This window comes from Janibacter alkaliphilus, from assembly GCF_013408565.1.
GTDB lineage: Bacteria > Actinomycetota > Actinomycetes > Actinomycetales > Dermatophilaceae > Janibacter > Janibacter alkaliphilus.
The window spans coordinates 1,717,555-1,743,923 of the sequence record NZ_JACBZX010000001.1; the positions used below are offsets into that span (position 1 = coordinate 1,717,555).

At 69.7% G+C, this 26,369-nt stretch carries 33 protein-coding genes; 28 read left to right on the plus strand and 5 right to left on the minus strand.

Going from position 1 to position 26,369, the window contains the following annotated elements; genetic code table 11:
- The first annotated feature begins 1 nt into the window (after nucleotide 1).
- From rplP to BJY28_RS08425, 15 genes are all read left to right on the plus strand, one after another.
- Nucleotides 2-421, plus strand: a complete 420-nt coding sequence (gene rplP / locus BJY28_RS08355; RefSeq protein ID WP_179462606.1) for a 50S ribosomal protein L16 — start codon at nucleotides 2-4, stop codon at nucleotides 419-421.
- Nucleotides 421-663 carry a 50S ribosomal protein L29 gene (gene rpmC / locus BJY28_RS08360; protein ID WP_246313373.1) on the plus strand — a complete coding sequence of 81 codons (243 nt, stop codon included), beginning with the start codon at nucleotides 421-423 and terminating at the stop codon, nucleotides 661-663. The genes rplP and rpmC overlap by 1 nt, the downstream gene beginning before the upstream one ends.
- An 8-nt stretch (nucleotides 664-671) precedes the next feature.
- On the plus strand, nucleotides 672-977 hold the full coding sequence (rpsQ, locus tag BJY28_RS15840; protein WP_425485721.1) for a 30S ribosomal protein S17: 306 nt from the start codon (nucleotides 672-674) through the stop codon (nucleotides 975-977).
- Nucleotides 978-1,084: 107 nt separating this feature from the next.
- The gene (gene rplN, locus BJY28_RS08370) at nucleotides 1,085-1,453 is read left to right on the plus strand and encodes a 50S ribosomal protein L14 (protein ID WP_179462608.1); all 369 of its coding nucleotides are present in this window, start codon (nucleotides 1,085-1,087) and stop codon (nucleotides 1,451-1,453) included.
- 4 nt (nucleotides 1,454-1,457) lie between these two features.
- Nucleotides 1,458-1,796: a 50S ribosomal protein L24 gene (rplX, locus tag BJY28_RS08375; RefSeq protein ID WP_179462609.1), complete on the plus strand. Its 339-nt coding sequence runs from the start codon at nucleotides 1,458-1,460 to the stop codon at nucleotides 1,794-1,796.
- A 1-nt stretch (nucleotide 1,797) separates the two neighbouring features.
- Nucleotides 1,798-2,382: a 50S ribosomal protein L5 gene (gene rplE, locus BJY28_RS08380; protein ID WP_179462610.1), complete on the plus strand. Its 585-nt coding sequence runs from the start codon at nucleotides 1,798-1,800 to the stop codon at nucleotides 2,380-2,382.
- A 1-nt stretch (nucleotide 2,383) separates the two neighbouring features.
- A complete protein-coding gene (locus BJY28_RS08385; RefSeq protein WP_179462611.1) occupies nucleotides 2,384-2,569 on the plus strand; it encodes a type Z 30S ribosomal protein S14 in 186 nt (61 codons plus the stop codon).
- 127 nt (nucleotides 2,570-2,696) lie between these two features.
- Entirely contained in the window at nucleotides 2,697-3,095 is a 399-nt protein-coding gene (gene rpsH, locus BJY28_RS08390) for a 30S ribosomal protein S8 (protein WP_179462612.1), read from the plus strand.
- A 12-nt stretch (nucleotides 3,096-3,107) separates the two neighbouring features.
- Nucleotides 3,108-3,644 carry a 50S ribosomal protein L6 gene (gene rplF, locus BJY28_RS08395; protein WP_179462613.1) on the plus strand — a complete coding sequence of 179 codons (537 nt, stop codon included), beginning with the start codon at nucleotides 3,108-3,110 and terminating at the stop codon, nucleotides 3,642-3,644.
- A gap of 3 nt (nucleotides 3,645-3,647) precedes the next feature.
- The gene (rplR, locus tag BJY28_RS08400; RefSeq protein ID WP_179462614.1) at nucleotides 3,648-4,022 is read left to right on the plus strand and encodes a 50S ribosomal protein L18; all 375 of its coding nucleotides are present in this window, start codon (nucleotides 3,648-3,650) and stop codon (nucleotides 4,020-4,022) included.
- A gap of 34 nt (nucleotides 4,023-4,056) precedes the next feature.
- Nucleotides 4,057-4,731: a 30S ribosomal protein S5 gene (gene rpsE, locus BJY28_RS08405; RefSeq protein ID WP_179462615.1), complete on the plus strand. Its 675-nt coding sequence runs from the start codon at nucleotides 4,057-4,059 to the stop codon at nucleotides 4,729-4,731.
- Entirely contained in the window at nucleotides 4,731-4,913 is a 183-nt protein-coding gene (rpmD, locus tag BJY28_RS08410) for a 50S ribosomal protein L30 (protein WP_179464017.1), read from the plus strand. Before rpsE ends, rpmD begins: the two co-directional genes overlap by 1 nt.
- A gap of 2 nt (nucleotides 4,914-4,915) precedes the next feature.
- Nucleotides 4,916-5,410: a 50S ribosomal protein L15 gene (gene rplO / locus BJY28_RS08415; protein ID WP_218875254.1), complete on the plus strand. Its 495-nt coding sequence runs from the start codon at nucleotides 4,916-4,918 to the stop codon at nucleotides 5,408-5,410.
- A gap of 171 nt (nucleotides 5,411-5,581) precedes the next feature.
- A complete protein-coding gene (gene secY, locus BJY28_RS08420; RefSeq protein WP_179462616.1) occupies nucleotides 5,582-6,907 on the plus strand; it encodes a preprotein translocase subunit SecY in 1,326 nt (441 codons plus the stop codon).
- Nucleotides 6,907-7,467 (plus strand): adenylate kinase, encoded by a 561-nt coding sequence (locus BJY28_RS08425; RefSeq protein ID WP_179462617.1) that lies wholly within the window; start codon nucleotides 6,907-6,909, stop codon nucleotides 7,465-7,467. The genes secY and BJY28_RS08425 overlap by 1 nt, the downstream gene beginning before the upstream one ends.
- On the opposite strand, the gene BJY28_RS08430 is transcribed toward BJY28_RS08425, so the two are convergent.
- Entirely contained in the window at nucleotides 7,436-8,017 is a 582-nt protein-coding gene (locus BJY28_RS08430) for a dihydrofolate reductase family protein (RefSeq protein ID WP_179462618.1), read from the minus strand. The genes BJY28_RS08425 and BJY28_RS08430 overlap by 32 nt on opposite strands.
- Nucleotides 8,017-8,676 carry a dihydrofolate reductase family protein gene (locus BJY28_RS08435; protein WP_179462619.1) on the minus strand — a complete coding sequence of 220 codons (660 nt, stop codon included), beginning with the start codon at nucleotides 8,674-8,676 and terminating at the stop codon, nucleotides 8,017-8,019. The genes BJY28_RS08430 and BJY28_RS08435 overlap by 1 nt, the downstream gene beginning before the upstream one ends.
- Before the next feature lie 138 nt (nucleotides 8,677-8,814).
- Between BJY28_RS08435 and BJY28_RS08440 the strand changes: the two genes are divergently transcribed.
- From BJY28_RS08440 to meaB, 5 genes are all read left to right on the plus strand, one after another.
- Nucleotides 8,815-9,327 (plus strand): winged helix-turn-helix transcriptional regulator, encoded by a 513-nt coding sequence (locus BJY28_RS08440; RefSeq protein WP_179462620.1) that lies wholly within the window; start codon nucleotides 8,815-8,817, stop codon nucleotides 9,325-9,327.
- Between the two features lie 10 nt (nucleotides 9,328-9,337).
- Nucleotides 9,338-10,186: a type I methionyl aminopeptidase gene (gene map, locus BJY28_RS08445; protein ID WP_179462621.1), complete on the plus strand. Its 849-nt coding sequence runs from the start codon at nucleotides 9,338-9,340 to the stop codon at nucleotides 10,184-10,186.
- A gap of 264 nt (nucleotides 10,187-10,450) precedes the next feature.
- Nucleotides 10,451-12,337, plus strand: a complete 1,887-nt coding sequence (locus BJY28_RS08450; RefSeq protein ID WP_246313374.1) for a methylmalonyl-CoA mutase subunit beta — start codon at nucleotides 10,451-10,453, stop codon at nucleotides 12,335-12,337.
- On the plus strand, nucleotides 12,334-14,565 hold the full coding sequence (scpA, locus tag BJY28_RS08455) for a methylmalonyl-CoA mutase (protein ID WP_179462622.1): 2,232 nt from the start codon (nucleotides 12,334-12,336) through the stop codon (nucleotides 14,563-14,565). Before BJY28_RS08450 ends, scpA begins: the two co-directional genes overlap by 4 nt.
- Nucleotides 14,558-15,574 (plus strand): methylmalonyl Co-A mutase-associated GTPase MeaB, encoded by a 1,017-nt coding sequence (gene meaB, locus BJY28_RS08460; protein WP_179462623.1) that lies wholly within the window; start codon nucleotides 14,558-14,560, stop codon nucleotides 15,572-15,574. The genes scpA and meaB overlap by 8 nt, the downstream gene beginning before the upstream one ends.
- 96 nt (nucleotides 15,575-15,670) lie before the next feature.
- Here the strand turns inward: meaB and BJY28_RS08465 are convergent, their stop codons facing one another.
- Nucleotides 15,671-17,395 carry a BCCT family transporter gene (locus BJY28_RS08465; protein WP_179462624.1) on the minus strand — a complete coding sequence of 575 codons (1,725 nt, stop codon included), beginning with the start codon at nucleotides 17,393-17,395 and terminating at the stop codon, nucleotides 15,671-15,673.
- Nucleotides 17,396-17,605: 210 nt separating this feature from the next.
- Entirely contained in the window at nucleotides 17,606-19,117 is a 1,512-nt protein-coding gene (locus tag BJY28_RS08470; protein WP_179462625.1) for a CPBP family intramembrane glutamic endopeptidase, read from the minus strand.
- Nucleotides 19,118-19,266: 149 nt separating this feature from the next.
- Here BJY28_RS08470 and BJY28_RS08475 point away from each other — a divergent pair, with 149 nt between their 5' ends.
- The 8 genes from BJY28_RS08475 (at nucleotide 19,267) to rplQ (ending at nucleotide 25,577) form a co-directional block, all read left to right on the plus strand.
- Nucleotides 19,267-21,393, plus strand: a complete 2,127-nt coding sequence (locus tag BJY28_RS08475) for a hypothetical protein (protein ID WP_179462626.1) — start codon at nucleotides 19,267-19,269, stop codon at nucleotides 21,391-21,393.
- A 228-nt stretch (nucleotides 21,394-21,621) separates the two neighbouring features.
- Entirely contained in the window at nucleotides 21,622-21,843 is a 222-nt protein-coding gene (gene infA, locus BJY28_RS08480) for a translation initiation factor IF-1 (protein WP_114202802.1), read from the plus strand.
- A 107-nt stretch (nucleotides 21,844-21,950) separates the two neighbouring features.
- Complete coding sequence (gene rpmJ / locus BJY28_RS08485; RefSeq protein ID WP_179462627.1) at nucleotides 21,951-22,064, plus strand: 50S ribosomal protein L36; 114 nt, start codon at nucleotides 21,951-21,953, stop codon at nucleotides 22,062-22,064.
- A gap of 280 nt (nucleotides 22,065-22,344) precedes the next feature.
- A complete protein-coding gene (gene rpsM / locus BJY28_RS08490; protein ID WP_179462628.1) occupies nucleotides 22,345-22,722 on the plus strand; it encodes a 30S ribosomal protein S13 in 378 nt (125 codons plus the stop codon).
- Nucleotides 22,722-23,120: a 30S ribosomal protein S11 gene (rpsK, locus tag BJY28_RS08495; protein ID WP_179462629.1), complete on the plus strand. Its 399-nt coding sequence runs from the start codon at nucleotides 22,722-22,724 to the stop codon at nucleotides 23,118-23,120. The genes rpsM and rpsK overlap by 1 nt, the downstream gene beginning before the upstream one ends.
- Nucleotides 23,121-23,139: 19 nt before the next feature.
- A complete protein-coding gene (gene rpsD, locus BJY28_RS08500; protein WP_179462630.1) occupies nucleotides 23,140-23,748 on the plus strand; it encodes a 30S ribosomal protein S4 in 609 nt (202 codons plus the stop codon).
- Nucleotides 23,749-23,912: 164 nt separating this feature from the next.
- Nucleotides 23,913-24,950 (plus strand): DNA-directed RNA polymerase subunit alpha, encoded by a 1,038-nt coding sequence (locus BJY28_RS08505; protein ID WP_179462631.1) that lies wholly within the window; start codon nucleotides 23,913-23,915, stop codon nucleotides 24,948-24,950.
- A gap of 57 nt (nucleotides 24,951-25,007) precedes the next feature.
- Nucleotides 25,008-25,577, plus strand: coding sequence for a 50S ribosomal protein L17 (gene rplQ / locus BJY28_RS08510; RefSeq protein ID WP_179462632.1), 570 nt, complete (start codon nucleotides 25,008-25,010; stop codon nucleotides 25,575-25,577).
- Nucleotides 25,578-25,666: 89 nt separating this feature from the next.
- Here rplQ and BJY28_RS08515 read toward each other — a convergent pair whose 3' ends face one another.
- Nucleotides 25,667-26,248 (minus strand): winged helix-turn-helix domain-containing protein, encoded by a 582-nt coding sequence (locus tag BJY28_RS08515; RefSeq protein WP_179462633.1) that lies wholly within the window; start codon nucleotides 26,246-26,248, stop codon nucleotides 25,667-25,669.
- Nucleotides 26,249-26,369: the final 121 nt, after the last annotated feature.

A 26,369-nucleotide genomic window follows, 5' to 3' on the forward strand; every position in this document is an offset into this window, starting at 1 on the left:
CATGTTGATTCCTCGTCGAGTCAAGCACCGCAAGCAGCACCACCCGAAGCGCTCGGGCATGGCCAAGGGCGGCACCACCGTCAGCTTCGGTGACTACGGCCTCCAGGCGCTGGAGCCGGCGTACGTCACCAACCGGCAGATCGAGTCCGCGCGTATCGCCATGACCCGCTACATGAAGCGTGGCGGCAAGGTGTGGATCAACATCTACCCGGACCGTCCGCTGACCAAGAAGCCCGCCGAGACCCGCATGGGGTCCGGCAAGGGCTCGCCGGAGTGGTGGGTCGCCAACGTCAAGCCGGGGCGGATCATGTTCGAGATCTCCGGTGTACAGGAAGACGTCGCACGCGAGGCCATGCGCCTGGCGATGCACAAGCTGCCGATGAAGTGCCGCTTCGTCGCGCGTGAGGGTGGTGACTTCTGATGGCGATCGGATCCAAGGACCTGACTCCGACCGGCCTGCGCGAGCTCGCTGACGACCGGCTGGTCGAGGAGCTGCGCAAGTCCAAGGAGGAGCTGTTCAACCTGCGCTTCCAGTCGGCCACCGGCCAGCTGGACAGCCACGGTCGGCTCCGGGCCGTCCGCAAGGACATCGCCCGGATCTACACCGAGATGCGCGAGCGCGAGCTCGGCATCGGCACCGCCGGAGCAGGTGAGGCCAAGTGAGCGAGAACGTGAAGGACGAGACCGTGACCGAGACCGCGCAGAGCGAGCCCGTGCAGAGCGGTGACCGCAACTACCGCAAGACGCGTCGTGGCTACGTGGTCAGCGACAAGATGGACAAGACCGTCGTCGTCGAGGTCGAGGACCGCGTCAAGCACGCCCTCTACGGCAAGGTCATGCGCCGCAGCCACAAGGTGAAGGTGCACGACGAGCAGAACGACGCGGGCGTCGGCGACCACGTGCTCATCATGGAGACCCGCCCGATGTCGGCCACCAAGCGGTGGCGCGTCGTGCAGATCCTCGAGCGGGCGAAGTAAGCCCCACCGGTCGGTCCTCGGGCCGGCCGACCTAGACCACATCGAGTTCGGCCAGGCTCGCCGCCGGTGACACCGGCCGCGAGAACCAGCACGACGAAGGAGTGAAAGTGATCCAGCAGGAGTCGCGACTGCGCGTCGCCGACAACACCGGCGCGAAGGAGATCCTCTGCGTCCGGGTGCTCGGCGGCTCCGGCCGCCGGTACGCCGGCATCGGGGACACCATCGTCGCCACCGTCAAGGACGCCATCCCCGGTGGCAACGTCAAGAAGGGCGACGTCGTCAAGGCGGTCATCGTCCGCACCACCAAGGAGCGTCGCCGCAACGACGGGTCGTACATCAAGTTCGACGAGAACGCGGCCGTCATCCTCAAGACCGACGGCGACCCGCGCGGTACCCGCATCTTCGGCCCGGTGGGCCGCGAGCTGCGTGACAAGCGCTTCATGAAGATCGTCTCGCTCGCCCCGGAGGTGCTCTAAGACCATGGCGAAGATGAAGATCAAGAAGGGCGACCTGGTCCAGGTCCTGTCCGGCAAGGACAAGGGCCTGCAGGGCAAGGTCATCGCCGTGCACACCGAGACCCAGCGCGTCGTCGTCGAGGGTGTCCAGCGGGTCACCCGGCACACCAAGGCCGGCATGGGTGGGCAGGCCGGCGGCCTGGTCGTCCAGGAGGCCCCGATCCACGTGAGCAACGTGGCCGTGGTGGACCCCGACGACAACAAGCCGACCCGGGTCAAGACCCGGGTGGAGACCGTCGAGCGCGACGGTCGCGAGAAGGCGAGCCGGACCCGCGTCGCGGGCCGCTCGGGCAAGGACCTCTGAGATGACCGAGACCATCGAGACCACCGAGACGAGCAGCGCCCCGGCGCCCCGCCTGAAGACGCGCTACCGCGACGAGATCAAGGCCGGTCTGCAGGAGCAGTTCTCCTACGAGAACGCCATGCAGGTCCCCGGCGTCGTCAAGGTCGTCGTCAACATGGGTGTCGGCGACGCGGCCAAGGACAGCAAGCTCATCGAGGGCGCGATCCGCGACCTGACCGCGATCACCGGTCAGAAGCCGCAGGTCACCCGGGCCCGCAAGTCGATCGCGCAGTTCAAGCTGCGCGAGGGCATGCCGATCGGCGCGCACACCACGCTGCGCGGCGACCGGATGTGGGAGTTCCTGGACCGCCTGGTGTCGATCGCGCTGCCGCGCATCCGTGACTTCCGCGGTCTGTCGCCGAAGCAGTTCGACGGCAACGGCAACTACACCTTCGGTCTCAACGAGCAGTCGATGTTCCACGAGATCGACCAGGACAAGATCGACCGCGTCCGCGGCATGGACATCACGGTCGTCACCACCGCGACCAACGATGACGAGGGCCGCGCCCTGCTCCGGGCGCTCGGCTTCCCCTTCAAGGAGAACTGACATGGCCAAGACCGCCCTGATCAACCAGGCGAACAAGAAGCCGAAGTTCAAGGTGCGCGGCTACACCCGCTGCCAGCGCTGCGGCCGTCCGCACTCGGTCTACCGCAAGTTCGGCCTCTGCCGCGTCTGCCTCCGCGAGATGGCGCACCGCGGCGAGCTGCCGGGTGTGACCAAGTCCAGCTGGTGACCCACCGCCGGAGGCCACCGGCCCCCGGCACCGCGGCCCGTCGCCGCACCACGAACCGAACCAACCGTTCTACATCGAAGGTCGCCCACCAGGGTGAAACCGCGATGAGAGAGGGCAGGCACAGCCCATGACCATGACCGACCCGATTGCGGACATGCTGACCCGCGTCCGGAACGCCAACTCGGCGCACCACGACGAGGTCTCCATGCCGTTCTCGAAGCTCAAGTCGCACATCGCCGAGATCCTCCAGGCCGAGGGCTACATCGCCGGCTGGGCCGTCGAGGAGGCGCAGGTCGGCAAGACGCTGACCATCACGCTGAAGTACGGCCCGAACCGCGAGCGCTCCATCGCCGGGGTGCGCCGGGTCTCCAAGCCCGGTCTGCGCGTCTACGCCAAGTCCACCAACCTGCCGAAGGTCCTCGGCGGGCTCGGTGTGGCGATCATTTCCACGTCGTCGGGCCTGCTCACGGACAAGCAGGCCGCCAGCAAGGGTGTGGGCGGGGAAGTCCTCGCCTACGTCTGGTAAGGGAGAGCAGACATGTCGCGAATCGGACGACTTCCTGTCGCCATCCCGAGCGGTGTCGACATCACCATCGACGGCCAGACCGTCGTCGTCAAGGGCCCGAAGGGGGAGCTCAGCCACACCGTGGCCGAGCCCATCACCGTCGAGCAGGGCGAGGACGGCCTGCAGGTCAACCGGCCGGACGACGAGCGTGACTCGCGCTCGCTGCACGGCCTGACCCGCAGCCTCATCAACAACATGGTGCTCGGGGTGACCCAGGGCTTCGAGAAGAAGCTCGAGATCCACGGCACCGGTTACCGCGTGCAGAACAAGGGCGGCAGCCTCGAGCTCGCGCTCGGGTACAGCCACTCGATCACCGTCGACGCCCCGGAGGGGATCACCTTCGCCGTGGAGAACCCCACCCGGTTCTCCGTGCAGGGCATCGACAAGCAGCTCGTCGGCGAGGTCGCCGCGAACATCCGCAAGCTCCGTCGGCCCGACCCCTACAAGGGCAAGGGCGTCCGCTACGAGGACGAGCGCATCCGTCGCAAGGTCGGAAAGGCTGGTAAGTAAGCCATGGCTATGACCGTCAAGCGCGCGAAGGGCAAGAGCGCCGCCCGCGGCCGTCGGCACCTGCGCGTCCGCAAGAAGATCACCGGCACCGCCTCGCGGCCCCGGCTGGTGGTCACCCGCAGCAGCCGGCACGTCTTCGTGCAGGTCGTCGACGACACCGTCGGCAAGACCGTCGCCTCCGCCTCCACCATGGAGGCGGATGTGCGGGGCCTGACCGGGGGCAAGACCGAGCAGGCCAAGAAGGTCGGCGAGCTGGTCGCCGCCCGCGCCAAGGACGTGGGTGTCGAGGCCGTCGTCTTCGACCGGGGCGGCAACGCCTACCACGGCCGTGTCGCGGCGATCGCCGACGGCGCCCGTGAGGGGGGCCTGGCCCTGTGATCACGCTCAACCCGTTCGAGAAGAGGAACATCTGATGCCCGGACCCCAGCGTCGAGGCGCCGGTGCCGGAGGCACCAACGAGCGCTCCAACGACCGCAGCAACGACCGGCGCGACAACAACCGCGGCGGTGGCCGCGACCGCCGCGACGGCGGGCGCGACCGCGACAACCAGTACCTCGAGCGCGTCGTCACCATCAACCGGGTGGCGAAGGTGGTCAAGGGTGGCCGCCGCTTCAGCTTCACCGCGCTCGTCGTCGTCGGTGACGGCGACGGCAACGTCGGTGTCGGCTACGGCAAGGCCAAGGAGGTCCCCTCGGCCATCGCCAAGGGCGTCGAGGAGGCCAAGAAGGCCTTCTTCGCCGTCCCGCGTATCCAGGGCACCATCCCGCACCCGGTGCAGGGCGAGGCCGCTGCCGGCGTCGTCATGCTCCGCCCGGCGTCGCCCGGTACCGGTGTCATCGCCGGTGGCCCGGTCCGCGCCGTGCTCGAGTGCGCCGGCATCCACGACGTGCTGAGCAAGTCGCTCGGCTCGGACAACGCCATCAACATCGTCCACGCGACGGTGGAGGCCCTCAAGGGTCTGGAGCGTCCCGAGGCGGTCGCCGCCCGTCGTGGCCTGCCGATCGACGAGGTCGCCCCGGCCGCCATGCTGCGCGCCCAGGCCGCCGGTCGCGCCGAGGCCGCCGACAAGGCGAAGGCAGGTGCATGATGGCTCGCCTGAAGGTGACCCAGACCCGTTCCGAGATCGGGGGCAACCAGAAGCAGCGGGACACGCTGCGCACCCTCGGTCTGAAGCGCATCGGCGACATCGTCGTCAAGGAGGACCGCCCCGAGATCCGCGGGATGGTCCGCTCGGTCACCCACCTGGTGGCCGTCGAGGAGGTGGACTGATCATGGCTGACTCCAAGGCTTCCCAGCCGCAGGCCAGGACCGACGAGGGTGGCACGCACGCGCTGAAGGTGCACCACCTGCGTCCGGCGCCCGGCTCGAAGACCGCCCGTACCCGCGTGGGTCGTGGTGAGGGCAGCAAGGGCAAGACCGCGGGCCGCGGCACCAAGGGCACCAAGGCCCGCTACCAGGTGCCGGACCGCTTCGAGGGTGGCCAGACGCCGCTGCACATGCGTCTGCCGAAGCTCCGCGGCTTCACCAACCCCTTCAAGACCGAGTACCAGGTCGTGAACCTGGACCGGATCGCGGCGCTCTTCCCCGAGGGCGGCCAGGTCGGCGTCGACGAGCTCGTCGCCAAGGGCGCCGTGCGCGGCGGCCACCCGGTCAAGGTCCTCGGCTCCGGCGAGATCTCGGTGAAGGTCGACGTCACCGTCGACGCCTTCTCCAAGAGCGCCAAGGAGAAGATCGAGGCTGCCGGCGGGAGCATCACCGGCGCCTGACCCGTGCCGACCGAGGGGCTCGTCCTGATTCCAGGGCGGGCCCCTCGTCGTCGTCGCACCCCTGCTCACCGACCATCGTGTCGTGCCTGCCGGGCACGGCAGGTATCGTTCATCCGGCCCCCGCCACCGATCGGTGGGCGGCGCTGACGCAGCTTCATCCTGGAGGACCTGTTGCTTTCCGCATTCACCCGCGCGTTCAAGACGCCGGACCTGCGCAACAAGCTGCTGTTCACGCTCGGGATCATCGTGCTCTTCCGCCTCGGCAGCCACGTGCCCACCCCGAACGTCGACTACACGGCCGTCCAGGACTGCATCGCCGGCGCCCGTGACGAGGGCGGCACGACCTTCCTCGGCATCGCCAACCTCTTCAGCGGCGGAGCGCTGCTGCAGCTGTCGATCTTCGCGCTGGGGATCATGCCGTACATCACGGCGAGCATCATCGTGCAGCTGCTCACCGTGGTCATCCCGCGCTTCGAGCAGCTGAAGAAGGAGGGGCAGGCCGGCCAGGCCAAGATGACGCAGTACACGCGCTATCTGACGATCGCCCTGGCCGTGCTGCAGTCGGCGACCTTCATCACCTTCGCCCGCAACCCTTCCCAGCTCTTCGGGAACGCCAACTGCACCGACATCCTCTACCGGGACGGCCTCGGCTCGATCGTCCTCATGGTGCTGACCATGACCGCCGGCACCGGCCTGATCATGTGGCTCGGTGAGCTGATCACCGACAAGGGCGTCGGCAACGGGATGTCGCTGCTCATCTTCACCTCGATCACCGCGACCTTCCCCGGCTCGCTGTGGGCCATCCAGCAGCGCGACGGCCGCTGGGACATCTTCTTCCTGGTGATCGCCATCGGGCTGCTCATCATCGCCGCGGTCGTCTTCGTGGAGCAGAGCCAGCGCCGCATCCCGGTGCAGTACGCCAAGCGGATGGTCGGCCGGCAGATGTACGGCGGGACCTCGACGTACATCCCGATCAAGGTCAACATGGCCAACGTCATCCCGGTGATCTTCGCCAGCTCGATGCTCGCGCTGCCGACGATGATCGCCCAGTACCGCTCCGACCCGACCGGCAACAACCCCGGCTGGGTGGACTGGCTCATGGTGAACTTCAACCCCTCGCAGCCCACCTGGGTCTACATCCTGGTCTTCACCGGGCTCATCCTCTTCTTCACCTTCTTCTACGTCTCGATCACCTTCAACCCGACCGAGGTGGCCGACAACATGAAGAAGTACGGGGGCTTCATCCCAGGGAAGCGCGCCGGGCGACCCACGGCCGAGTACCTGCAGTACGTCCTCACCCGGATCACCGCGGTCGGAGCGATCTACCTCGCTCTGGTCTCGTTGATCCCGCTGATCGCGCTGGTGCTGGTGGGCGCGAATCAGAACTTCCCCTTCGGCGGCACCTCTATCCTCATCATGGTGGGTGTCGGTCTGGAGACGGTGAAGCAGATCGAGTCCCAGCTCCAGCAGCGCCACTACGAAGGGTTCCTCCGCTGATGCGTCTGATCATCTTCGGCCCGCCCGGTGCCGGCAAGGGCACCCAGGCCGCCCGGATCGCCGAGCACTACGGCATCCCCGCCATCTCCACCGGCGACATCTTCCGGGCCAACATCAAGAACGAGACGCCGCTGGGGCTGCAGGTCAAGGAGATCACCTCCAGCGGGGGCTACGTGCCCGACGACGTGACCAACGCGATCGTCGAGGACCGGCTGGCCGAGGACGACTGTCAGCCGGGCTTCCTGCTCGACGGCTACCCGCGGACCACCGGCCAGGTCGAGGCCCTGGACGGCATGCTCGCCAAGCGCGACGAGAGCATCGACAAGGTGCTCGTGCTGACCGTCGACGAGGACGAGGTCGTGCAGCGCCTGCTCAAGCGGGCCGAGACCGAGGGGCGCGAGGACGACACCGAAGAGGTCATCCGCGAGCGCCAGGCGATCTACACCCGGGAGACCGCGCCGCTGGCCGAGCTCTTCGCGCAGCGTGGTCTGCTCGTCGAGGTCGACGGCATGGGTGAGGTCGACGAGGTCACCCAGCGGGTCGTCGCCGCTCTCGGCTGACGTCGTAGCGCAGGACGACGCTGCCGTCGTCGAAGGTCTCGTGCCCGGCCGGCGCCAGGTCGAGGCTGAGCCTGGGTGGCAGCAGCGGCAGCCCGCCGCCGGTGGCGTGCGGCATGACCGCGACGCAGACCTGGTCGACGAGGCCGGCGCGCAGCGCGCTCGCGGCCAGGGTCGGCCCGGAGATGCCGACGTCGCCCGGGGCATCGCGGACGAGCTCGGCCAGCCGGTCGAGGTCGAGAGCCGGCCACAGGGTGGTGCGCGGCGCGTCGAGGGAGGTCAGTGTCGTGGAGACGACGACCTTGTCGATGCCCTGCCAGGCCTGCGCGAAGCCGCGCGCCTCAGGGTGCTCCAGGTCGGCAGCCGGCGGGTCCAGCCAGTAGCGCATGTCCTCCCACATGCCGCGGCCGTAGACCTCGGCGGAGCGTGTCGCAACCTGCTCGTTGAACCAGTCGTGCAGCGCCGGTCCGGGCGTCGCCCACTGGTAGTCGCCGGACGGGTCGCGGACGTAGCCGTCGAGCGAGGCGAGCATCTCGTAGACGAGGCGGCCCATCAGCCCGCCCTCCGCTGCATCGTGAGGTGGGTGACGCCGGTCGTGGGGGAGACCACCGACCGCATGTCGTAGCGCTCCTCGATGCCTTCCAGGCCCTCCCACAGGGAGACGCCCCGGCCGAGGATGATCGGCACGATGACGAGGTGAGCGTGGTCGACGAGGCCGGCGGCGAGGAACTGGCGCACGACGGTGGGCCCGCCACCGATGCGCACGTCCGTGCCGCCGGCCGCCTCGCGGGCCATCGCCAGCACCTCCTCGGGGCTGCCGTCGACGAAGTGGAAGCTCGTCCCGTTCGCCATCTCGATGCTCGGCCGGGGGTGGTGGGTCATGACGAAGACCGGCGTCTCGAAGGGCGGCTCCTCGCCCCACCAGCCGCGCCACCCGTCGTCGGCCCAGGGGCCGGTCTGCGGGGTGAACTTGCGCCGGCCCATGATCTCGGCGCCGATGCTGCCGTCCCAGCCGGCGTGGACCATCGCGTCGTCGACGCCGAAGGGGGCGGTCGCGGGCTGGCCGTGGACGTGGGCGCCCAGCCGGGTGGCGGCCATCCACTCCATGAGGCGGCCGCCCGCGTGCCCGAAGGGTGCGTCGACGCTCTGCCCCTCCCCGGTGGCGTAGCCGTCGAGCGAGACGGCGAGCTGGGTGATACGCACGAGCGACATGGGGCCTCCGGCGTCGATAGGGGTGATGGCGTCCGAGTGATGCTGATACGCAACCACTTCGACGGTAGGGCATAGTGGTTGCGGTCAGCAACCGGTAGGCGGCGACCCAGGGACGAGGTGATCGGCGTGGTGGGTGGTGTGCGCAGCGAGCCCAGGTCGGGCTGCCCGATCAACATCGCGGTCGAGGTGCTCGGCGACCCGTGGAGCCTCGTCGTGCTGCGGGACATCATGTTCGGCGACCGGCGGTACTTCCGCGAGCTGCTCACCCGCAGCGAGGAGGGGATCGCGAGCAACGTCCTCGCCGCCCGGCTCAAGGGTCTCGTCGCGGCGGGCCTGCTCACCCGGGACGAGGCCCGGCGCGGCCAGCGTGTGCGGTACTCGCTCACCGAGGTCGGTATCCAGACGCTGCCCGTGCTCGTCGCGCTCGGCACCTGGGGGCGGGCGCACCGCGACACCGACCCGCTGCTGACCGTGCGCCAGACCGCGCTGGAGGAGGGCGGCCCGGCGATGGTCGACGAGCTCATGGACGAGCTGCGTGCCGGGCACCTCGGGGCGGCGCTGCCCGCCGCCGACGGGCCCCGGGCGAGCGAGCGGCTGCAGGCGGCCTACGCCGCCGCCGCGGGTTCGCCGGTCTCCACGCCCGGACCGTAGGCTTGATCGCATGGGTTTCTTCGGGCGCGAGAAGGTCGAGGCCAAGACGCACGAGCAGGTGCGCCTCATGCGGGTGGCCGGGTTGCTCACCGGGCGCACGCTGGACCTGCTGCGCACCGAGGCGCGGGCGGGGATGACCACGCTCGAGCTGGACACGCTCGCCGAGGCGCACATCCGCGACCACGGAGGGATCCCCAACTTCCAGCTCGTCCCCGGCTACCGGCACACCCTGTGCACCTCGGTGAACGAGGAGATCGTGCACGGCATCCCGGGCGAGCGGGTGCTGGCCGACGGTGACCTGCTGAGCATCGACTGCGGCGCCGAGGTCGAGGGCTGGAACGGCGACTCGGCGATCTCCTTCGTCGTCGGCGGGCCGGAGGCCGCGCGCGCCGAGGACCTCGAGCTCATCGAGGACACCGAGGCCTCGCTGTGGGCCGGGATCGCGGCGCTGAGCGTCGGCGCCGACCTCTACGACGTCGGGGCCGCGGTCGAGGACAGCATCACCGACGCCGGTCGTCGGCGCGGCCGGCGCTACGGGATCGTCGAGGACTACGTCGGGCACGGCATCGGCACCTCGATGCACATGCCGCCGCAGGTGCCGAACTACCGGGTGCAGGGGCGCGGGCCGAAGGTCGCCGACGCCACCACGGTGGCCATCGAGCCGATGATGACGCTCGGCGCCCAGCGCAACCACACCCTGGCCGACGACTGGACGATCGTCACCGACGACGGCCAGCGGGCGGCGCACTGGGAGCACTCGGTCGCCGCGACCAGCGAGGGCCTGTGGGTGCTCACCGCGCTGGACGGCGGCGAGGCGCGCCTGGCCGAGCTCGGCGCCCCCTTCGCCCCCCTCGACTGACCACCGCACACACGTCGTCACCCCTTCGCCCCGCCCTCTCTCGCGGACCACGACGCGACCTACCTCGCCGGCTACCACGCAGTAAGTGCTGCGATCACGACACTTACTGCGTGGTAGCCCGCGTCGTGGGGTGCGTGGAGGGGGGAAGGGGGTGTGGGAAGGCTCTCGCCCGGGGGCGGGCGGGCGCCGGTAAGGTGCGCGGTGGGCCCGTGCTGCGCCGACCCTGGCGCACGGGCCGCCCCAGACGGCACGTAGGAGTGGTGGATGACGGTGTCCCCGGACCGGACCGAGACGATGGCGCTGGCCTCGTCGTTCCCGGAGCGCAGCCCCGCCGACTGGCGTGATCTCGCCGCCGGTGTCGTCAACAAGAGCCGTGCCGAGGGCGAGCAGCTCGACGGTGACGCCGCGGTGGCGCACCTGCGTAGCACCCTCCCCGGCGACATCCAGCTCGACCCCGTCTACTGGCGCCCGGAGCAGCCGACCGCGCTCGGGCTGCCCGGCAGCATGCCCTTCACCCGTGGCCTCGGCCCGCGCCATCCCGACCAGGCCTGGGACGTGCGCCAGCTGCACGACGACCCCGACCCGACCACCTCCCGGCGGGCCGTCCTCGACGACCTCGAGCACGGGGTCACCTCCGTCTGGGTGCACGTCGGCGCCGACGGCATCGCGCCCGGTGACGTCGCCGAGGTGCTCGCCGACGTCATGCTCGACCTGGCCCCCGTCGTCGTCAGCTCGCTCGACGACCAGCCCGCCGCGGCCGCCGCCCTCACCGCCGTCTGGGACGCCTCCGAGGTCGACGACGCCAGCATCGGTGGCAGCCTCGGGCACGACCCGATCGGCGCCGCCGCCGCGCTCGGCACCACTCCCGACCTGGCCCCGCTGGCCGACGCCGTGCGCTCGTGCACCGACCGGTGGACCGGCGCTCGCGCGATCACCGTCGACACCCGCGTCCACCACGACGCCGGCGCCACCGACCAGGACGAGATCGCCCTCGCCCTGGTCACCGGCCTCGACTACGTCCGCCACCTGACCGGCGAGGGCGTGCCGGCCGGCGAGGCCTTCGCCCGGATCGACTTCCGGGTCGCGGCCACCGCCGACCAGTTCGCCACCATCGCCAAGCTGCGCGCGCTGCGCCGCTGCTGGGCGCGCGTCGGCGAGGTGCTGGAGGTCCCTGAGGACCGCCGCGGCGCCTGGATCCACGCGGTCACCTCCACCCGGATGCAGACCCGCACCGATCCGTGGGTCAACCTGCTGCGCAGCACCATCGCGTGCTTCGCCGCCGCTGCCGGGGGTGCCGAGGCGATCACCGTGCTGCCCTACGACAGCGCGGACGGGCTGCCCACCGGCTTCTCGCGCCGGATCGCCCGCAACACCCAGTCGTTGCTGGCCGCCGAGTCGCACGTCGCCCGGGTCGCCGACCCGGCCGGCGGCTCCTGGTACGTCGAGAGCCTCACCGACGAGCTGGCGCAGGCCGCCTGGCAGTGGTTCGGCGAGCTCGACGGCGCCGGGGGCGCGGCTCAGGGCCTCGCCTCCGGGCGCATCGCCGAGCGCCTCGCCGCCACCCGCGCCGAGCGGGACGCCGGCCTGGCCACCCGTCAGGTGCCGCTCACCGGGACCTCCACCTTCCCGCTGGCCGGCGAGGCGCCGCTGCAGCGCACCGCCCGCGTCGAGCTGCCCCGCCGCGGTCTGCCGCGGCACCGGGACAGCGAGGTCTTCGAGCGGCTGCGCGACCGCACGGCCGCCGCCGGCGGCCTTAGCGTGCCGGTGCTCGCCCTCGGCCCGGTCAAGGAGCACACCACCCGGCTGACCTGGGTGAGCAACCTGCTCGGCATCGCCGGGATCACCCCCGAGGTGATCGAGGTCGGTGACGACCCGGCCGCTGCGGCCCAGACGGTCGCCGGCGCCCCGGCCGTCATCCTGGCCACCAGCCCGAAGGGGTACGCCGCCCACGGCGCAGCCACCCTCGCCGCGCTCGCTGCGAGCGACCGACCCGGCCGGGTGCTGCTCACCGGCCGCACCCGCGAGCTGGGCGAGACCGAGGGGGCCGCGGTGGACGGCGAGCTCCGAGAGGGCATCGACGTCGTGGCCACCCTCACCGACCTGCTGGACGCGCTCGGCGCGCCGGCCTCCACGGAAGGAGCCTCGGCATGACCGCCGAGACCAGCAGCCCGCAGGGCACCGGTGCGGCCGGTGCCGACATCCCCACCTTCGACACCGTCGAGCTCGGCGAGCCCACGGTCGGCGAGCAGGCCCGGCAGACCTGGGACGAGGCCGTCGCGGGGGTCGAGGGGCTGGCCGACGGCTGGGAGACCCCCGAGCACGTCGTCGTGCCGCCGGTCTACACCGAGGAGCACACCGAGGGCCTGGACTTCCTCGGCACGGTGCCCGGCGCCGCCCCCTTCCTGCGCGGTCCCTACCCGACGATGTACGTCAACCAGCCGTGGACCGTCCGGCAGTACGCCGGCTTCTCCACCGCCGAGGAGTCCAATGCCTTCTACCGGCGCAACCTCGCCGCCGGGCAGAAGGGGCTCTCGGTCGCCTTCGACCTGGCCACCCACCGCGGCTACGACAGCGACCACCCGCGGGTCGGCGGCGACGTCGGCATGGCCGGGGTGGCGATCGACTCGATCTACGACATGCGCACGCTCTTCGACGGCATCCCGCTGGACCAGATGAGCGTGTCGATGACCATGAACGGCGCGGTGCTCCCGGTGCTCGCGCTCTACGTCGTCGCTGCCGAGGAGCAGGGGGTGAGCCCGGAGCAGCTCTCGGGGACCATCCAGAACGACATCCTCAAGGAGTTCATGGTCCGCAACACCTACATCTACCCGCCCGAGCCGTCGATGCGGATCATCTCCGACATCTTCGCCTTCACCAGCGAGCGGATGCCGCGCTTCAACTCGATCTCCATCTCCGGCTACCACATGCAGGAGGCCGGGGCGACGCAGGACCTCGAGCTGGCCTACACCCTGGCCGACGGGGTGGAGTACATCCGCGCCGGGCGGGACGCCGGGCTGGACGTCGACCGGTTCGCCCCGCGGCTGAGCTTCTTCTGGGCGATCGGCATGAACTTCTACATGGAGATCGCCAAGATGCGCGCCGCCCGGCTGCTCTGGGCGCGGCTGGTCTCGGAGAACTTCGCGCCGCAGAACGCCAAGTCGCTCTCGCTGCGCACGCACAGCCAGACCTCCGGGTGGAGCCTGACCGCCCAGGACGTCTACAACAACGTCGTGCGCACCTGCATCGAGGCGATGGCCAGCACCCAGGGCCACACCCAGAGCCTGCACACCAACGCCCTCGACGAGGCGATCGCGCTGCCCACCGACTTCAGCGCGCGGATCGCCCGGAACACCCAGCTCGTGCTGCAGCAGGAGTCCGGCACCACCCGGGTCATCGACCCCTGGGGCGGCAGCGCCTACGTCGAGCGGCTCACCCACGACCTCGCCGCCCGCGCCTGGGAGCACATCGCCGAGGTCGAGGAGGCCGGCGGCATGGCCAAGGCCATCGAGGCCGGGATCCCGAAGATGCGCATCGAGGAGGCGGCCGCGCGCACCCAGGCGCGGATCGACTCCGGCCAGCAGGCGCTCATCGGGGTCAACACCTACCCGGTCACCGACAGCTCGGCGGACGAGGCGGTGGAGATCCTCAAGGTCGACAACGCCTCGGTCCGCGCCCAGCAGATCGCCAAGCTGGAGCGGCTGCGCGAGGAGCGCGACGAGGAGGCGACCCAGGCCGCGCTGCGGGCCCTGACCGAGGGCGCGAAGGGGGACGCCAACCTCCTCGAGCTGGCCATCGACGCCGGCCGCACCAAGGCGACCGTCGGCGAGATCAGCGCCGCCCTGGAAGAGGTCTTCGGCCGCTACACCGCGCAGATCCGTACCATCTCCGGTGTGTACCGGGACGAGGCCAGGGACAGCGGACCGGTGGCCGCCGCCCAGGCGCGGGTCGAGGAGTTCGAGCAGGCCGAGGGGCGCCGGCCGCGCATCCTCGTGGCGAAGATGGGCCAGGACGGCCACGATCGCGGGCAGAAGGTCATCGCCACCGCCTTCGCCGACCTCGGCTTCGACGTCGACGTGGGCCCGCTCTTCCAGACCCCGGAGGAGGTCGCCCGTCAGGCCGTCGAGGCCGACGTGCACGTCGTCGGGGTCAGCTCGCTGGCGGCGGGGCACCTCACCCTGGTGCCGGCGCTGCGCGAGCAGCTGAACGCCCTGGGCCGCCAGGACCTCATGATCGTCGTCGGCGGGGTCATCCCGGACCAGGACTTCGAGGAGCTGCGGGCCGCCGGCGCGGACGACATCTACCCGCCGGGGACGGTCATCGCCGAGGCGGCGGTGCGGCTCGTCGACGCTCTCGCGGAGCGCGCCGCGACCGATGCCTGAGGCCGTCGCCGACCTCGCCGCCGGTGTCCGCTCGGGCTCGCGGGCGCACGTCGCCCGGGCGATCACGCTCGTGGAGTCCTCGCGCCCGGACCACCGGGAGCGGGCGGGTCGCCTGCTGGCCGAGCTCGCCGGGGACACCGGCGGCTCGGTGCGGGTCGGCATCTCCGGGATCCCAGGCGCCGGCAAGTCCACTTTCATCGACGCGCTCGGCACCCGGCTCATCGAGCAGGGGCACCGGGTCGCGGTCGTCGCGGTCGACCCGAGCAGCTCGCGCACCGGCGGCTCGGTCCTCGGCGACCGCACCCGGATGGCGGCGCTCACCGCCAGCGACGACGCCTTCGTCCGCCCTTCGCCCTCGGGGGCGCACCTCGGCGGGGTGGCCCGGGCGACCCGGGAGTCGATGCTCGTGCTCGAGGCGGCCGGCTTCGACGTGGTGCTCGTCGAGACGGTCGGGGTCGGTCAGTCCGAGGTGGCCGTGGCCGGGATGGTCGACACCTTCCTGCTGCTGGCGCTGGCCCGCGGCGGCGACCAGCTGCAGGGGATCAAGCGCGGCATCCTCGAGATGGCCGACGTCATCGCGGTGAACAAGGCCGACGGCCCGCACGAGTCGGACGCCTGGGTGGCCGCCCGGGAGCTCTCCGGCGCGATGCGGCTGATGAACCCCGACCCGGAGGCGCGCCGGCCGCCGGTGCTGACCTGCAGCGCGCAGACCGGCACCGGCCTCGACGAGGTCTGGCAGGCGGTGCTCGACCACCGCTCCTGGCTGGAGCAGGAGGGCTCGCTGCACTCGCGGCGGGCCGAGCAGCAGCGGGACTGGATGTGGGCGATGGTCGACGCCGAGCTGCGCGACCGGGTGCGCCGCGCCCCGTCGGTGCGCGCCGAGCTCGACGGGCTGGTCGCCGGCGTGCGCTCGGGGGAGACCAGCGCCGTCGAGGCGGCCCAGCGGATCCTCGTGGACTTCGCCGGGGACCTGCACGCGGACCTGCGCCAGGACCCCACCGGCCCCTGACCCCCCTTCGACAGTCCTAGGAGAGTCCGACAGGACCTCGCGCGCGCCCGGTCCTGGGCGACAGTCCTAAAACTGTCGATGGGGAAGGGGGGCGGGTCAGGTGCGCGAGCCGGAGCCGGTGCCGGTGCCGGTGTCGGCGCCTCGGCCATCGCTCGCCGTGGCACCCTCGGCGTCGTCGAGGTGCTCGGCGGGGTCGTAGCCGATCTCGCCGCGCTCGATGGCGTCGCTGCCGGCCGCCTCGGCCTCGTCCGGGATGCCGTGCACCTCGGTGACGAAGCGCAGGTTCTCCTTGCGCAGCGCGATCATCAGACCGATCCCGGCGATGAACATCAGCGTGAACATCGGCAGCCCGACCACCGTGATCACCTGCTGCAGGGCCTCCAGCCCCTGGTCGCCGGCGACGATGATGAGCACCGCGGCAAGCGCGCCCTGGGAGACGCCCCAGAAGACCCGCTGCATGACCGGGCCGGCCTCGCCGTCGCCGGTGCACAGCATGTCGACGACCAGCGCCGCGGAGTCTGCGCTGGTGGCGAAGAAGATCGCCACGATGACCACGGTCAGCCCCTGCAGCAGGGTCGTGCCGGGGAAGTTCTCGAAGAACTCGAACATCGCCAGCGGCACGCTGTCGGCGACCGCGGCCGAGATCTCGCCCCCGCCACCGCCGATGCCGTCGATGCTCATCGCCGACCAGCCGAAGGTGACGAACCACAGCAGGGTGAAGAAGGAGGGCGCGAAGAGGACGCCGAGGACGAACTCGCGGATCGTGCGCCCCTTCGAGATCCGCGCCAGGAAGATCCCCATGAAGGGCGCCCAGCTCACCGTCCACGCCCAGTAGAAGACCGTCCAGCCGCCCTGCCAGCTCCACCCCTCCTCGGTGGTGGCGTCGGCGAGCGAGTCGTTCCACAGCGCCAGCGAGGGCAGCGCGGTGAGGTAGTTGCCGAGCGTCTCGAAGACCTCACGGAAGAGGAAGAGGGTCATCCCGCCGGCGACGAAGACGAAGATCATCAGCGCCGTCGCCATGCCGATGTTGATGTTGCTCAGCAGCTTGATGCCGTTGTCCAGGCCGGCGACGATCGAGGTGACCGCCACCGCGGTGAGCACGCCGATGATGAGCACCTTGAGGGTGGTGCCGTTCTCCCAGCCGAAGAGCTCGTTCAGCCCGGCCCCGATCTGCGAGGTGCCCAGCCCGATCGAGACGGCCACGCCGAAGAGCGTGCCGAGGATCGCGGTGATGTCGATGGCCCGGCCGATCGGCCCGTAGATGCCCTCCTTGAGGAAGGGGTAGAAGACCGAGCTCACCCGCACCGGCAGCTCGTAGCGGTGGATGAAGTAGGCGAAGGCCAGGCCGGGCAGCGCGAAGATCGCCCAGGTGTGCAGCGACAGGTGGTAGAGCGCGAAGTTCATCGCGTCCACGGCGGCCTCGGCGGAGTACGGCTCGACGTCGGCCTGCGGCGGGGTGGAGAAGTGCGAGATCGGCTCGGCCACGCCCCAGAACATGAGGATGGTGCCGATACCACCGGCGAAGAGCATCGTGAACCACGAGATGAAGCTGTACTGCGGCGGGTCGTCCCGCCGGCCCAGCCGCACCTGGCCGTACGGGCCGAAGGCGACGAAGAGCAGGAAGACCAGCCAGGCGGTCACCCCGAAGATGAAGTACCAGCCGAGGTTGGTGACGATCCACTCCCGGCCGGTGCCGAAGACCTCGCTGGTCTGGGTCGGGAAGAGGAGCAGCAGGGCGAGGATGAGCACCATCAGACCGGCCGAGACGAAGAAGATCGTCGGCTGGGTGCGTAGCCCGAGGCGGCGTGCGAGGGCGTCCATGGCGTGGCGTGCCTTCCGTGTCCGGCGGTGACACGCACCGGCCAGGGGCGGGCCGCGCGGCGCGTCGTGAACCCGTCAGTCCTTTCACGAGCGGCGCCCGGGCTTCAACCGAGGACCGCGGAAGGGCGCTGATCGTGACGCTTTCGTGCTGTGGGGGACAACGGGTGTGCTGCGGCGCCCGGCGGTCCTGCTGCCGCTCCGACGCCGGTCTCAGCCCTCCGCGGGCCGTCCCGGGCGGGCCGGGGCGACGCCGACCCGCTTCGCCACCTCGACGAGCACGAGGGTCATCCCGGCGGTCGCGACCAGGCTGATCAGCGACGCCGCCGCGTTGCCGCTGGTCTCCCCGGTGACGTAGGCGCTCTCCAGGCCGCCGAGCAGCAGCAGGCCCACGGTGATGACGAGGTTGTTCACCACGTGCAGGGCGGTCGCCGCCTCGATCCCGCCGGTGCGCCAGGTGAGGTAGCAGGTGGCGGCGGCCATCCCGCCCAGGTCGATCAGCGTCCAGGGGTCGGGGGAGCCGTGCGCGGCCGCGAAGAGGCCGGTGGACAGCACGGTGCCGACGACGATGGCCACCACCGGGTTGCGGATCCACGCACCCACCCCCTGCAGCAGCGCCCCGCGGAAGGCGACCTCCTCGCCGGCGGCCTGCAGCGGCGTCGTCAGGAGGGTGATGACCAGCAGCCACCCGAGGTGCTCGGGCCGGCTGCTCGTCTCACCACCGCCGAGCAGCCAGGCCATCGCCAGGTAGCCGCCCCACAGCAGCAGCGTGACCAGCCCGGCCTGCGCCAGCCAGCGCCAGCGCAGCCGTCCGGTCACCGACCAGATCCGGCCCGCGGGTCGCCAGTGCCCGACGCGGGTGGCCAGCAGCACCGCGGGGATGAGCGCGGCCAGGGTGAGGTTGTTGAAGAGCATCGTCCGGGGGTCGAGCAGGTCGACGTCCTCGATGCCCTCGATGGACATCATGTCCGGGTCGGCGATCAGCCAGGCGGCGCCGATGATGCAGGAGAACGCGAGGTAGCTGCCGATCCCGACGGCCAGCGCGAGGAAGGGCCGCCACCAGCGGTAGCCGCTGGTGCGCATCTGGTGCACGTAGGGGCGGGGTGTCCCGTCGTCGGGCAGGGGCGCCCAGCCGCTCGGCCCGGGCGAGACCATCGGCGGCGGGGGAGCGGGCATGCCCGGCGGCACGGGGGTGGCCGGCCAGGAGGACGGCACGGCGGCTGTCCCGGGAGGCGCGGGCGTGGCGGGCCGCGCCTCGGGGCGCTGCGCCGCCCGGGCGCCGGCGGCCCGGGCCAGCCCGGTGACGAGCAGGTGCGGCCCCTCGGTGGCAGTGAGGGCAGCCCCGGTGAGCCGGGCGAAGGGGTGTCCCTCCAGCCCGAGCACGGGCGCGGCGTCGACCGTGCCCTCCAGCCGCCACCGGCTGCCCGGCGCCCGGGTCAGCTCCTCGCCGCGGCCACCGACCTCCGGGCCGGCGAGGCTGCCGAGCAACGGGATGCCCAGGTGCAGGGCGTCGCCGATGGTCGCGTCGTGCACCTCGGCCGGCTCGCCCGGCGGCGGCGCCATCAGCCAGACCCCGTCGACCTCCGCGCCCAGCCGGACCCCGGCGATCGCGGGCTGCAGCAGCGCCCCGGGAGCGGCGTCCTGCAGCGCCTGCCAGGCCCGGGAGGCGGGCCCGGTCGGCCAGGCGGCGGACCCGACGAGCAGGATCAGGGGTGCCGGAGCCATGGGCGGCAGCCTAAGTGACCCCCAACCGGCAGTAGCGACGCCGTCCTCGTTCCAAACTAGGAGAGTCGCTCTGATAGCCAGTTGGGGGGAGGTTGAGATCCGTGAGCTGAACTCCACTTCTCGTCGTGTTCAACGACTAACCTATCCCTGTGAGCCAGCCGACTGATACGCGCGTTCGTCTAGACCGCCTCGCCGATGACCTCTCGCCCAACGGGCAGGTGCAAACCACCACCTTTCACAAGGCGATGGATGGGATCGAGGTGCCCAAGTCTCTGCCTGACTGGTACGTCTATCCCAACCTTGCCCTGGACGGGGAAATATTGCGTGGCCGTGTACTCCTGGTGGACGCGGCAGGAGCGGTCGGCAAGAGCGCAGCGGCCACAGCGTTTTCGGCCATCCTGGGGTGGCCACTCGTTCACACAGAACGTGCGCAAGTAGGGTCCTTCTCGCTGAGTGGAATAATTCAAGAGTCAATGGGGATCGACAGTGACTTTCTCGCGCGAGTGAGCTCGGGCACCTCCGGGTTGGTTATTGACGCCTTGGATGAAGCTCTGATGAGAGCTGGCTCAGATAACTTCTTTGCCTACATGGACAACATTGCGAGCGTGGCGGCCAGCATTCGATCCGAAAAGCCGGGCATCATCCTTCTTTCCCGCACCGAAACGGCTGACCTTGTTGCCGATCACTTGAGTGAGAAGGATGTCGCCTTCATTCGATCGAGATTGGACTTCTTTGGCAAGGCGGAGGCGGAGCAGTACGTGCGGAAGTACATGCGCAGACGCCACTCAGAAACTTCAGACGCTAAGTACAACGCCGCCATGTCTCATCCTGCGATATTCGATAAGCTGTTGCGCAAGCGCATGGTAGGTTTGGGCAAGCTGGTTGCCCCGAACTCGGATATTCGGCAGGAATGGAGGGACTTCGAGGACTTTCTTGGGTACGCTCCGGTTTTGGACGCAGTTGCTGAGTCGGTTGCTGTGACTAATCCTGCCCTCGAACTCTCGGCCGGATCGAACGGGTCCAGTTCGCAGTTCCTGCGCAAAGTTCTGAGCGACATACTTGTCCGAGAGCAGTCCAAAGTGGAGTCGGGCCTCATCGAGAAGTTGCGAGTGACGCTTTCGCCGGGTCTCGACATGGCATCCGTTGAGAACCTGTACTCCCCGGATGAGCAAGTCTCACGCCTGGCCGCTCGAGCGGCCGGCGTTGAGGTCAGCGTGGAGCTCCCGGCGTCCCTGCCTTCAGAGCTAGGGGCGACCTACCGCGACGCCGTTGAGATGTTCCTTTCCGACCACCCCTTCATGCGCGGCAAAGACTTCGCCTCGGTTGTCTTTGCTGACTACGTTATCGCGTGTGCAGAGAGTCCGGCTGCGCTCGTGTCCGTTGACAGGCAGAGCGCATCCCCTCGGGTGGGTCCGTTCTACTGCAGGTTCTTGGCGCCTGCGGAAGCTGATACGCACACCAGCATCGACGAGAAGGTCATCGCGAGGCTCCTTGCATCTTGGAGGGCGGAGTCTGACGTCGTTCAGGCTCAGGGTTTCGCGATTTTCTCTGCGGGGGACGGGGAGTGTCGCTTGACACTGGTCAGAGGTGATATGGCTCATGGCGACCGAGGGGGTTTCGCAGCCGATCCGCTCGAGTTCCGCGTCTCGAACTTTTCCAGTCTTCTGGAGTTAAAGTCCCCTATCGCTAACATATCCGTGGTCGGAAACATGGGAGTGCACTTCTCCTCTGATTCGGAGGAGTTGATTCTAGGTGACCACGTGGTGGTCGTCGTCGATGAGGTGGAGGTTGACGCGAAGTCGATCAGGGTTGCGTCCAATGACGAAGCGCCGGCCATTTTAGTGGCCTTCTCAGAGTTGAAGGCTAATCGCCTTGAGAGAGTCGGCGGTTCTGAAGCGCTGAAGATTTCTTCTCCTGATTCGCCTGGCAGGCTACGGTCATACACCTTCGAAGTCGAGTCAGGCCACAGGATGGTCACGTACTCACAGTATGTAGACTTGAGGGCGATATTGCTTTCATTCGGCAGGTCGGCCGCAGGAGATCCTGCCGTCTACTACGAGAAAATCGACCAGGCGATCGTGAAAGACAACTCTAGTCGGCGCGCGCTCTTCCAGTATCTCGTGGATCGGGGAGTAATCTATCGTGATGAGCAGTTGTACCGACTGCGCCGCGATAGTCTCTCAGCCCTGGGTTTCGGGGTTTCGGAAATCTACCGTGGAGAGCCAGGTCCTGCGGTCCTTGAGTTCTTGGCTGGGATTCCGGGCAACGCCGAGTAGGCCGCGCGGGGGCCTGGGCCAAACCGCTGGCACTGGCCCCTATCACTGCTCGAGGAGCAGTGATAGGGGCCAGGCGCGAGGCAGCCTAGGTCAGCGGGATTCGCCAGATGATGGACCCCTGCCGTAGGATTGAGCGTCGGTCACGTGTGCCTGCCCTCGTCGGCGGTGCGCGTGGACGATCCCGGTCGTCCTCACCCAGAGGATGACCATCCGACGGATTGAGAGGGTATGGCCAAGAAGGACGGTGTCATCGAGGTCGAGGGCACGATCATCGAAGCACTCCCGAACGCGATGTTCCGGGTGGAGCTGACGAACGGTCACAAGGTCCTCGCCCACATCTCGGGCAAGATGCGGCAGCACTACATCCGCATCCTCCCCGAGGACAAGGTCGTGGTGGAGCTCAGCCCCTACGACCTGACCCGCGGCCGCATCGTCTTCCGCTACCGCTGAGCGGGGCGGGTGGACGGCCCGGCCGCACCCCTTCGTCAGCACCTGCACGACCGCACGACCCGGTGCCGCTCCCGGCTCCGGGACAGATCGATGAAAGATGCCAAGGCATGAAGGTTCAGCCGAGCGTCAAGAAGATCTGCGACAACTGCAAGGTGATCCGCCGCAACGGTCGGGTCATGGTGATCTGCAGCAACCCGCGCCACAAGCAGCGCCAGGGTTGAGCGCAGGCCGCCACGGCCCCCGCGGAGGGTGACCAGGCAGCTCGCCTGATCGTCCCGACGACGCACGACAACTGCACACGCACGCAGCACCCGGCCCCTGAAGAAGGCGCCACCGGAGCCCCGCTCCGGTCCGCCGGATCGACGGGAGGCATCGCCTCCCGCAGGACGTCACCCTCGGCCCGGAGGCCGAGGACCGGGAACCCCGCGCTCATGGCGGGGAGCCATCCCCGGACCGGTGCTGCTCCAGACCTCCGGAAGAACAGAGAAGGACAACCACACGATGGCACGTCTTGTCGGAGTGGACCTGCCGCGCGAGAAGCGCGTCGAGGTCGCACTCACCTACATCTTCGGTGTCGGGCGGACCACCGCTCAGAAGGCCCTCGCGGCCACCGGCATCGACCCGAGCACCCGGGTCAAGGACCTCGGCGACGACCAGCTCGTCGCGCTGCGCGACCACCTCGAGGCGAACGTCCAGATCGAGGGTGACCTGCGTCGCGAGGTCGCCGCCGACATCCGCCGCAAGGTGGAGATCGGCACCTACGAGGGCCTGCGTCACCGGCGCGGCCTGCCCGTGCGTGGCCAGCGCACCAAGACCAACGCGCGCACCCGCAAGGGCCCGAAGCGCACCGTCGCCGGCAAGAAGAAGGTGGGTAAGTAATGCCTCCCAAGTCCCGTACCGGCGCCAAGTCGCGCCGCAAGATCAAGAAGAACGTGTCCGTGGGCCAGGCCCACATCAAGAGCACGTTCAACAACACGATCATCTCGATCACCGACCCCACCGGTGCGGTGATCTCGTGGGCCTCGGCCGGCCAGGTCGGCTTCAAGGGCTCGCGCAAGTCCACCCCGTACGCGGCGCAGATGGCTGCCGAGGCGGCCGCCCGCCGGGCCATGGAGCACGGCATGAAGAAGGTCGACGTCTTCGTCAAGGGCCCGGGCTCCGGTCGTGAGACCGCGATCCGCTCCCTGACCGCCACCGGCCTCGAGGTCGGCGCGATCCAGGACGTCACGCCCTCGCCGCACAACGGTGTCCGCCCGCCCAAGCGCCGGCGCGTCTGAGAATCGGGAGAGATAGCACATGGCTCGTTACACCGGCCCCATCACCAAGAAGTCCCGACGTCTCAAGACCGACCTCGTCGGCGGCGACAAGAACTTCGAGCTCCGTCCCTTCCCGCCCGGCCAGCACGGCCGCCGGCGGATCCAGGAGAAGGAGTACCTGACCCAGCTGCAGGAGAAGCAGAAGGCCCGCTTCACCTACGGCGTCATGGAGAAGCAGTTCGTCCGGTACTACAAGGAGGCGGCCAACCGCCCCGGCAAGACCGGCTCGAACCTGCTGACGATCCTCGAGTCCCGGCTCGACAACGTCGTCTACCGCGCGGGCCTGGCCCGCACCCGTCGGCACGCCCGTCAGCTCGTCACCCACGGCCACTTCGAGGTCAACGGTCGACGCACCGACGTGCCCAGCCAGCGGGTCGAGCAGTACGACATCGTCACCGTGCGCAAGCAGTCCGTCGAGAGCTTCCCCTTCCAGCTGGCCCGCGAGACCTTCGGCGAGCGGCCCGTCCCGGCGTGGCTGCACGTCGTCCCGGGCAGCCTGAAGATCCTCGTGCACCAGCTGCCCACCCGTGAGCAGATCGACACCACGCTCACCGAGCAGCTGATCGTCGAGCTCTACTCGAAGAACTGACCTGCTGGGCCGCTGCCCCCTTCGTCCCTCGTCACGGGGTCGGCGAAGGGGGCGGTGGCCCGCCCAGGGTCGGTGCGCGGACAGAGACGCACCGACCGCCGGTTCGTGACCGGCACCTTCACGAGGCGTCATATAGCGGTCGCCCGTGGGAAGGAAGATTCACCGTGCTCATCGCACAGCGCCCCTCTCTCAGCGAGGAGGTTGTCGCCGACAACCGCTCCCGGTTCGTCATCGAGCCGCTGGAGCCCGGCTTCGGCTACACCCTCGGCAACTCGCTGCGTCGCACCCTGCTCTCCAGCATCCCCGGTGCCTCGCTGACCTCGATCCGCATCGACGGGGTCCTGCACGAGTTCTCCACGATCCCCGGGGTCAAGGAGGACGTCACCGAGATCATCCTCAACCTCAAGGGTCTGGTCGTCTCCAGCGAGAACGACGAGCCGGTCGTGATGTACCTGCGCAAGACCGGTGCCGGCGCGATCACTGCCGCCGACATCAACCCGCCGGCCGGCGTCGAGGTGCACAACCCCGACCTGCACATCGCCACCCTCAACGACAAGGGCTCCGTGGAGATGGAGCTCATCGTCGAGCGCGGCCGCGGTTACGTCTCCGCGCAGCAGAACAAGTCGCTGGAGCAGGAGATCGGCCGGATCCCGGTCGACTCCATCTACAGCCCGGTGCTGGCCGTGACCTACAAGGTCGAGGCCACCCGTGTCGAGCAGCGCACCGACTTCGACCGCCTCGTCGTCGACGTCGAGACCAAGCACTCGATGGCCCCGCGCGACGCCATGGCCTCGGCCGGCAAGACCCTGGTCGAGCTCTTCGGCCTGGCTCGCGAGCTCAACGTCGAGGCCGAGGGCATCGACATGGGCCCCTCGCCGACCGACGCGGCCCTGGCCGCCGACATGGCGCTGCCGATCGAGGACCTCGACCTGACCGTGCGGTCCTACAACTGCCTCAAGCGCGAGGGCATCCACACCGTGGGCGAGCTCGTCGGCCGCAGCGAGGCGGACCTGCTGGACATCCGCAACTTCGGCCAGAAGTCGATCGACGAGGTCAAGGCCAAGCTGCACGAGATGAGCCTTCAGCTCAAGGACAGCCCGGCCGGCTTCGACCCGAGCGCGATCATCGCCGCCGGCTACGGCGACGAGTACGACGAGTCCGGCGACGAGGACGCCTCGTACGCCGAGGACGAGCAGCTCTGACGCACCGCCGCCCGACCTGATCGAGCGATCGGGTCAGACCATCCAAGGAGAATGACAATGCCCACCCCCACCAAGGGTCCCCGGATCGGTGGCGGTCCCGCGCACGAGCGGCTCATCCTCGCGAACCTCGCGCAGAGCCTCTTCGAGCACGACCAGATCACCACCACCCAGGCCAAGGCCAAGCGCCTGCGTCCGCTCGCCGAGCGGCTCATCACCTTCGCCAAGCGCGGGGACCTGCCCGCCCGCCGCAAGGTGATGTCCGTCGTCAAGGACAAGGGCGTCGTGCACCGCCTCTTCGTCGAGGTGGCCCCGGACATGGCCGACCGCGAGGGCGGCTACACCCGGATCACCAAGATCGCGCCGCGCAAGGGCGACAATGCCCCGATGTGCGTCATCGAGCTGGTCCGGGAGCCGGTCAGCGCCAAGCCGAAGCGTGCCGTCGTCACCGAGGCCGAGTCCGCCACCAAGCGGGCCGCCAAGGACGAGGAGGCTGCGGCGCCGGAGGCTGCCGAGGAGGAGACCACCGAGGTCGCCGCCGAGGAGAGCACCGAGGCTCCCGCAGAGGAGACCACGGAGGCCGACGAGAGCACCGGGTCCGACAGCGCCGAGGCCGACGACAAGGCCTGAGCGCCGCTCGCGACACCTCGAACGGGGCCGCCCACCACACCCGGTGGGCGGCCCCGTTCGTCGTGTCGTGGGGTATGGGCGGGGAGTGCTCAGCCGGTCGGGCGCACCCGGGTCAGCGGGTCCAGCGGGGTGAGCAGGGTGTAGGCGGCCACCCGGCGTGCCCCCGGGGTGCCGGCGCCGATCCGCCGGTAGCGGGAGAGCACCGCCTCGAGCTCGGCGGTCAGGGCCACCAGCTGCTCGTCGTCGACGAGCACGAGGTGATCGGTCAGGCCGCAGCCCTCCTGCCACACCTGCGGCCACCCGGCGGCACCGTCGACCCAGGCGTGCGCCCGCTGGGCAGCGTGGTCGACGAGGTCGTGGTCGAGGTAGAGGTCGTCGGCCGCCTCCTCCGGGTCGAGGTGGGTGACCGTGAGGTCGTCCGTGACGGCCTCGTCCTCGCTCATCGCCCACACCCGGGTCCGGCCGTCGCCCGTGCCGGTGTCGGTGACCAGCCCGGCCCGCTCGAGCGCGCGCAGGTGATAGCTCGTCACGCCGCTCGTGGTGACCAGTGCGCGGGCCAGGGCGCTCGCCGAGGACGAGCCGCTCACCCGCAGGTGGGCGACGATCCGGGAGCGCATCGGGTGCGAGAGCAGCCGCCAGCTCTCGTCGGACGGGGGGCCGGGGCGGGACATGAATTGCAGAATAGTTTGGCGATCGCGGCCAGGCAACCGGGGTCGCGCCCAGCGGTGTCATCAGATGGCTTGCGGCGCAACGGATCTGGTGACTCTTGAGGATTTCCGCGGTGCTCCCTTC

Excerpts from the sequence above, each read along its gene's own strand:
- map (WP_179462621.1), top strand. The coding sequence starts at position 9,338 with ATGGGTTTCTTCGGGCGCGAGAAGGTCGAGGCCAAGACGCACGAGCAG.
- BJY28_RS08450 (WP_246313374.1), top strand. The coding sequence starts at position 10,451 with ATGACGGTGTCCCCGGACCGGACCGAGACGATGGCGCTGGCCTCGTCG.
- BJY28_RS08515 (WP_179462633.1), bottom strand. The coding sequence starts at position 26,248 with ATGTCCCGCCCCGGCCCCCCGTCCGACGAGAGCTGGCGGCTGCTCTCG.
- rplE (WP_179462610.1), top strand. The coding sequence starts at position 1,798 with ATGACCGAGACCATCGAGACCACCGAGACGAGCAGCGCCCCGGCGCCC.
- scpA (WP_179462622.1), top strand. The coding sequence starts at position 12,334 with ATGACCGCCGAGACCAGCAGCCCGCAGGGCACCGGTGCGGCCGGTGCC.
- BJY28_RS08425 (WP_179462617.1), top strand. The coding sequence starts at position 6,907 with ATGCGTCTGATCATCTTCGGCCCGCCCGGTGCCGGCAAGGGCACCCAG.
- BJY28_RS08470 (WP_179462625.1), bottom strand. The coding sequence starts at position 19,117 with ATGGCTCCGGCACCCCTGATCCTGCTCGTCGGGTCCGCCGCCTGGCCG.
- rpmC (WP_246313373.1), top strand. The coding sequence starts at position 421 with ATGGCGATCGGATCCAAGGACCTGACTCCGACCGGCCTGCGCGAGCTC.
- rpsE (WP_179462615.1), top strand. The coding sequence starts at position 4,057 with ATGCCCGGACCCCAGCGTCGAGGCGCCGGTGCCGGAGGCACCAACGAG.
- rpsK (WP_179462629.1), top strand. The coding sequence starts at position 22,722 with ATGCCTCCCAAGTCCCGTACCGGCGCCAAGTCGCGCCGCAAGATCAAG.
- rpsM (WP_179462628.1), top strand. The coding sequence starts at position 22,345 with ATGGCACGTCTTGTCGGAGTGGACCTGCCGCGCGAGAAGCGCGTCGAG.
- infA (WP_114202802.1), top strand. The coding sequence starts at position 21,622 with ATGGCCAAGAAGGACGGTGTCATCGAGGTCGAGGGCACGATCATCGAA.
- rpmD (WP_179464017.1), top strand. The coding sequence starts at position 4,731 with ATGGCTCGCCTGAAGGTGACCCAGACCCGTTCCGAGATCGGGGGCAAC.
- rplF (WP_179462613.1), top strand. The coding sequence starts at position 3,108 with ATGTCGCGAATCGGACGACTTCCTGTCGCCATCCCGAGCGGTGTCGAC.
- rpmJ (WP_179462627.1), top strand. The coding sequence starts at position 21,951 with ATGAAGGTTCAGCCGAGCGTCAAGAAGATCTGCGACAACTGCAAGGTG.
- BJY28_RS08430 (WP_179462618.1), bottom strand. The coding sequence starts at position 8,017 with ATGGGCCGCCTCGTCTACGAGATGCTCGCCTCGCTCGACGGCTACGTC.
- meaB (WP_179462623.1), top strand. The coding sequence starts at position 14,558 with ATGCCTGAGGCCGTCGCCGACCTCGCCGCCGGTGTCCGCTCGGGCTCG.
- BJY28_RS08465 (WP_179462624.1), bottom strand. The coding sequence starts at position 17,395 with ATGGACGCCCTCGCACGCCGCCTCGGGCTACGCACCCAGCCGACGATC.
- rpsH (WP_179462612.1), top strand. The coding sequence starts at position 2,697 with ATGACCATGACCGACCCGATTGCGGACATGCTGACCCGCGTCCGGAAC.
- BJY28_RS08435 (WP_179462619.1), bottom strand. The coding sequence starts at position 8,676 with ATGTCGCTCGTGCGTATCACCCAGCTCGCCGTCTCGCTCGACGGCTAC.
- rplO (WP_218875254.1), top strand. The coding sequence starts at position 4,916 with ATGGCTGACTCCAAGGCTTCCCAGCCGCAGGCCAGGACCGACGAGGGT.
- rplX (WP_179462609.1), top strand. The coding sequence starts at position 1,458 with ATGGCGAAGATGAAGATCAAGAAGGGCGACCTGGTCCAGGTCCTGTCC.
- rpsD (WP_179462630.1), top strand. The coding sequence starts at position 23,140 with ATGGCTCGTTACACCGGCCCCATCACCAAGAAGTCCCGACGTCTCAAG.
- rplP (WP_179462606.1), top strand. The coding sequence starts at position 2 with ATGTTGATTCCTCGTCGAGTCAAGCACCGCAAGCAGCACCACCCGAAG.
- BJY28_RS08385 (WP_179462611.1), top strand. The coding sequence starts at position 2,384 with ATGGCCAAGACCGCCCTGATCAACCAGGCGAACAAGAAGCCGAAGTTC.
- rplR (WP_179462614.1), top strand. The coding sequence starts at position 3,648 with ATGGCTATGACCGTCAAGCGCGCGAAGGGCAAGAGCGCCGCCCGCGGC.
- rplQ (WP_179462632.1), top strand. The coding sequence starts at position 25,008 with ATGCCCACCCCCACCAAGGGTCCCCGGATCGGTGGCGGTCCCGCGCAC.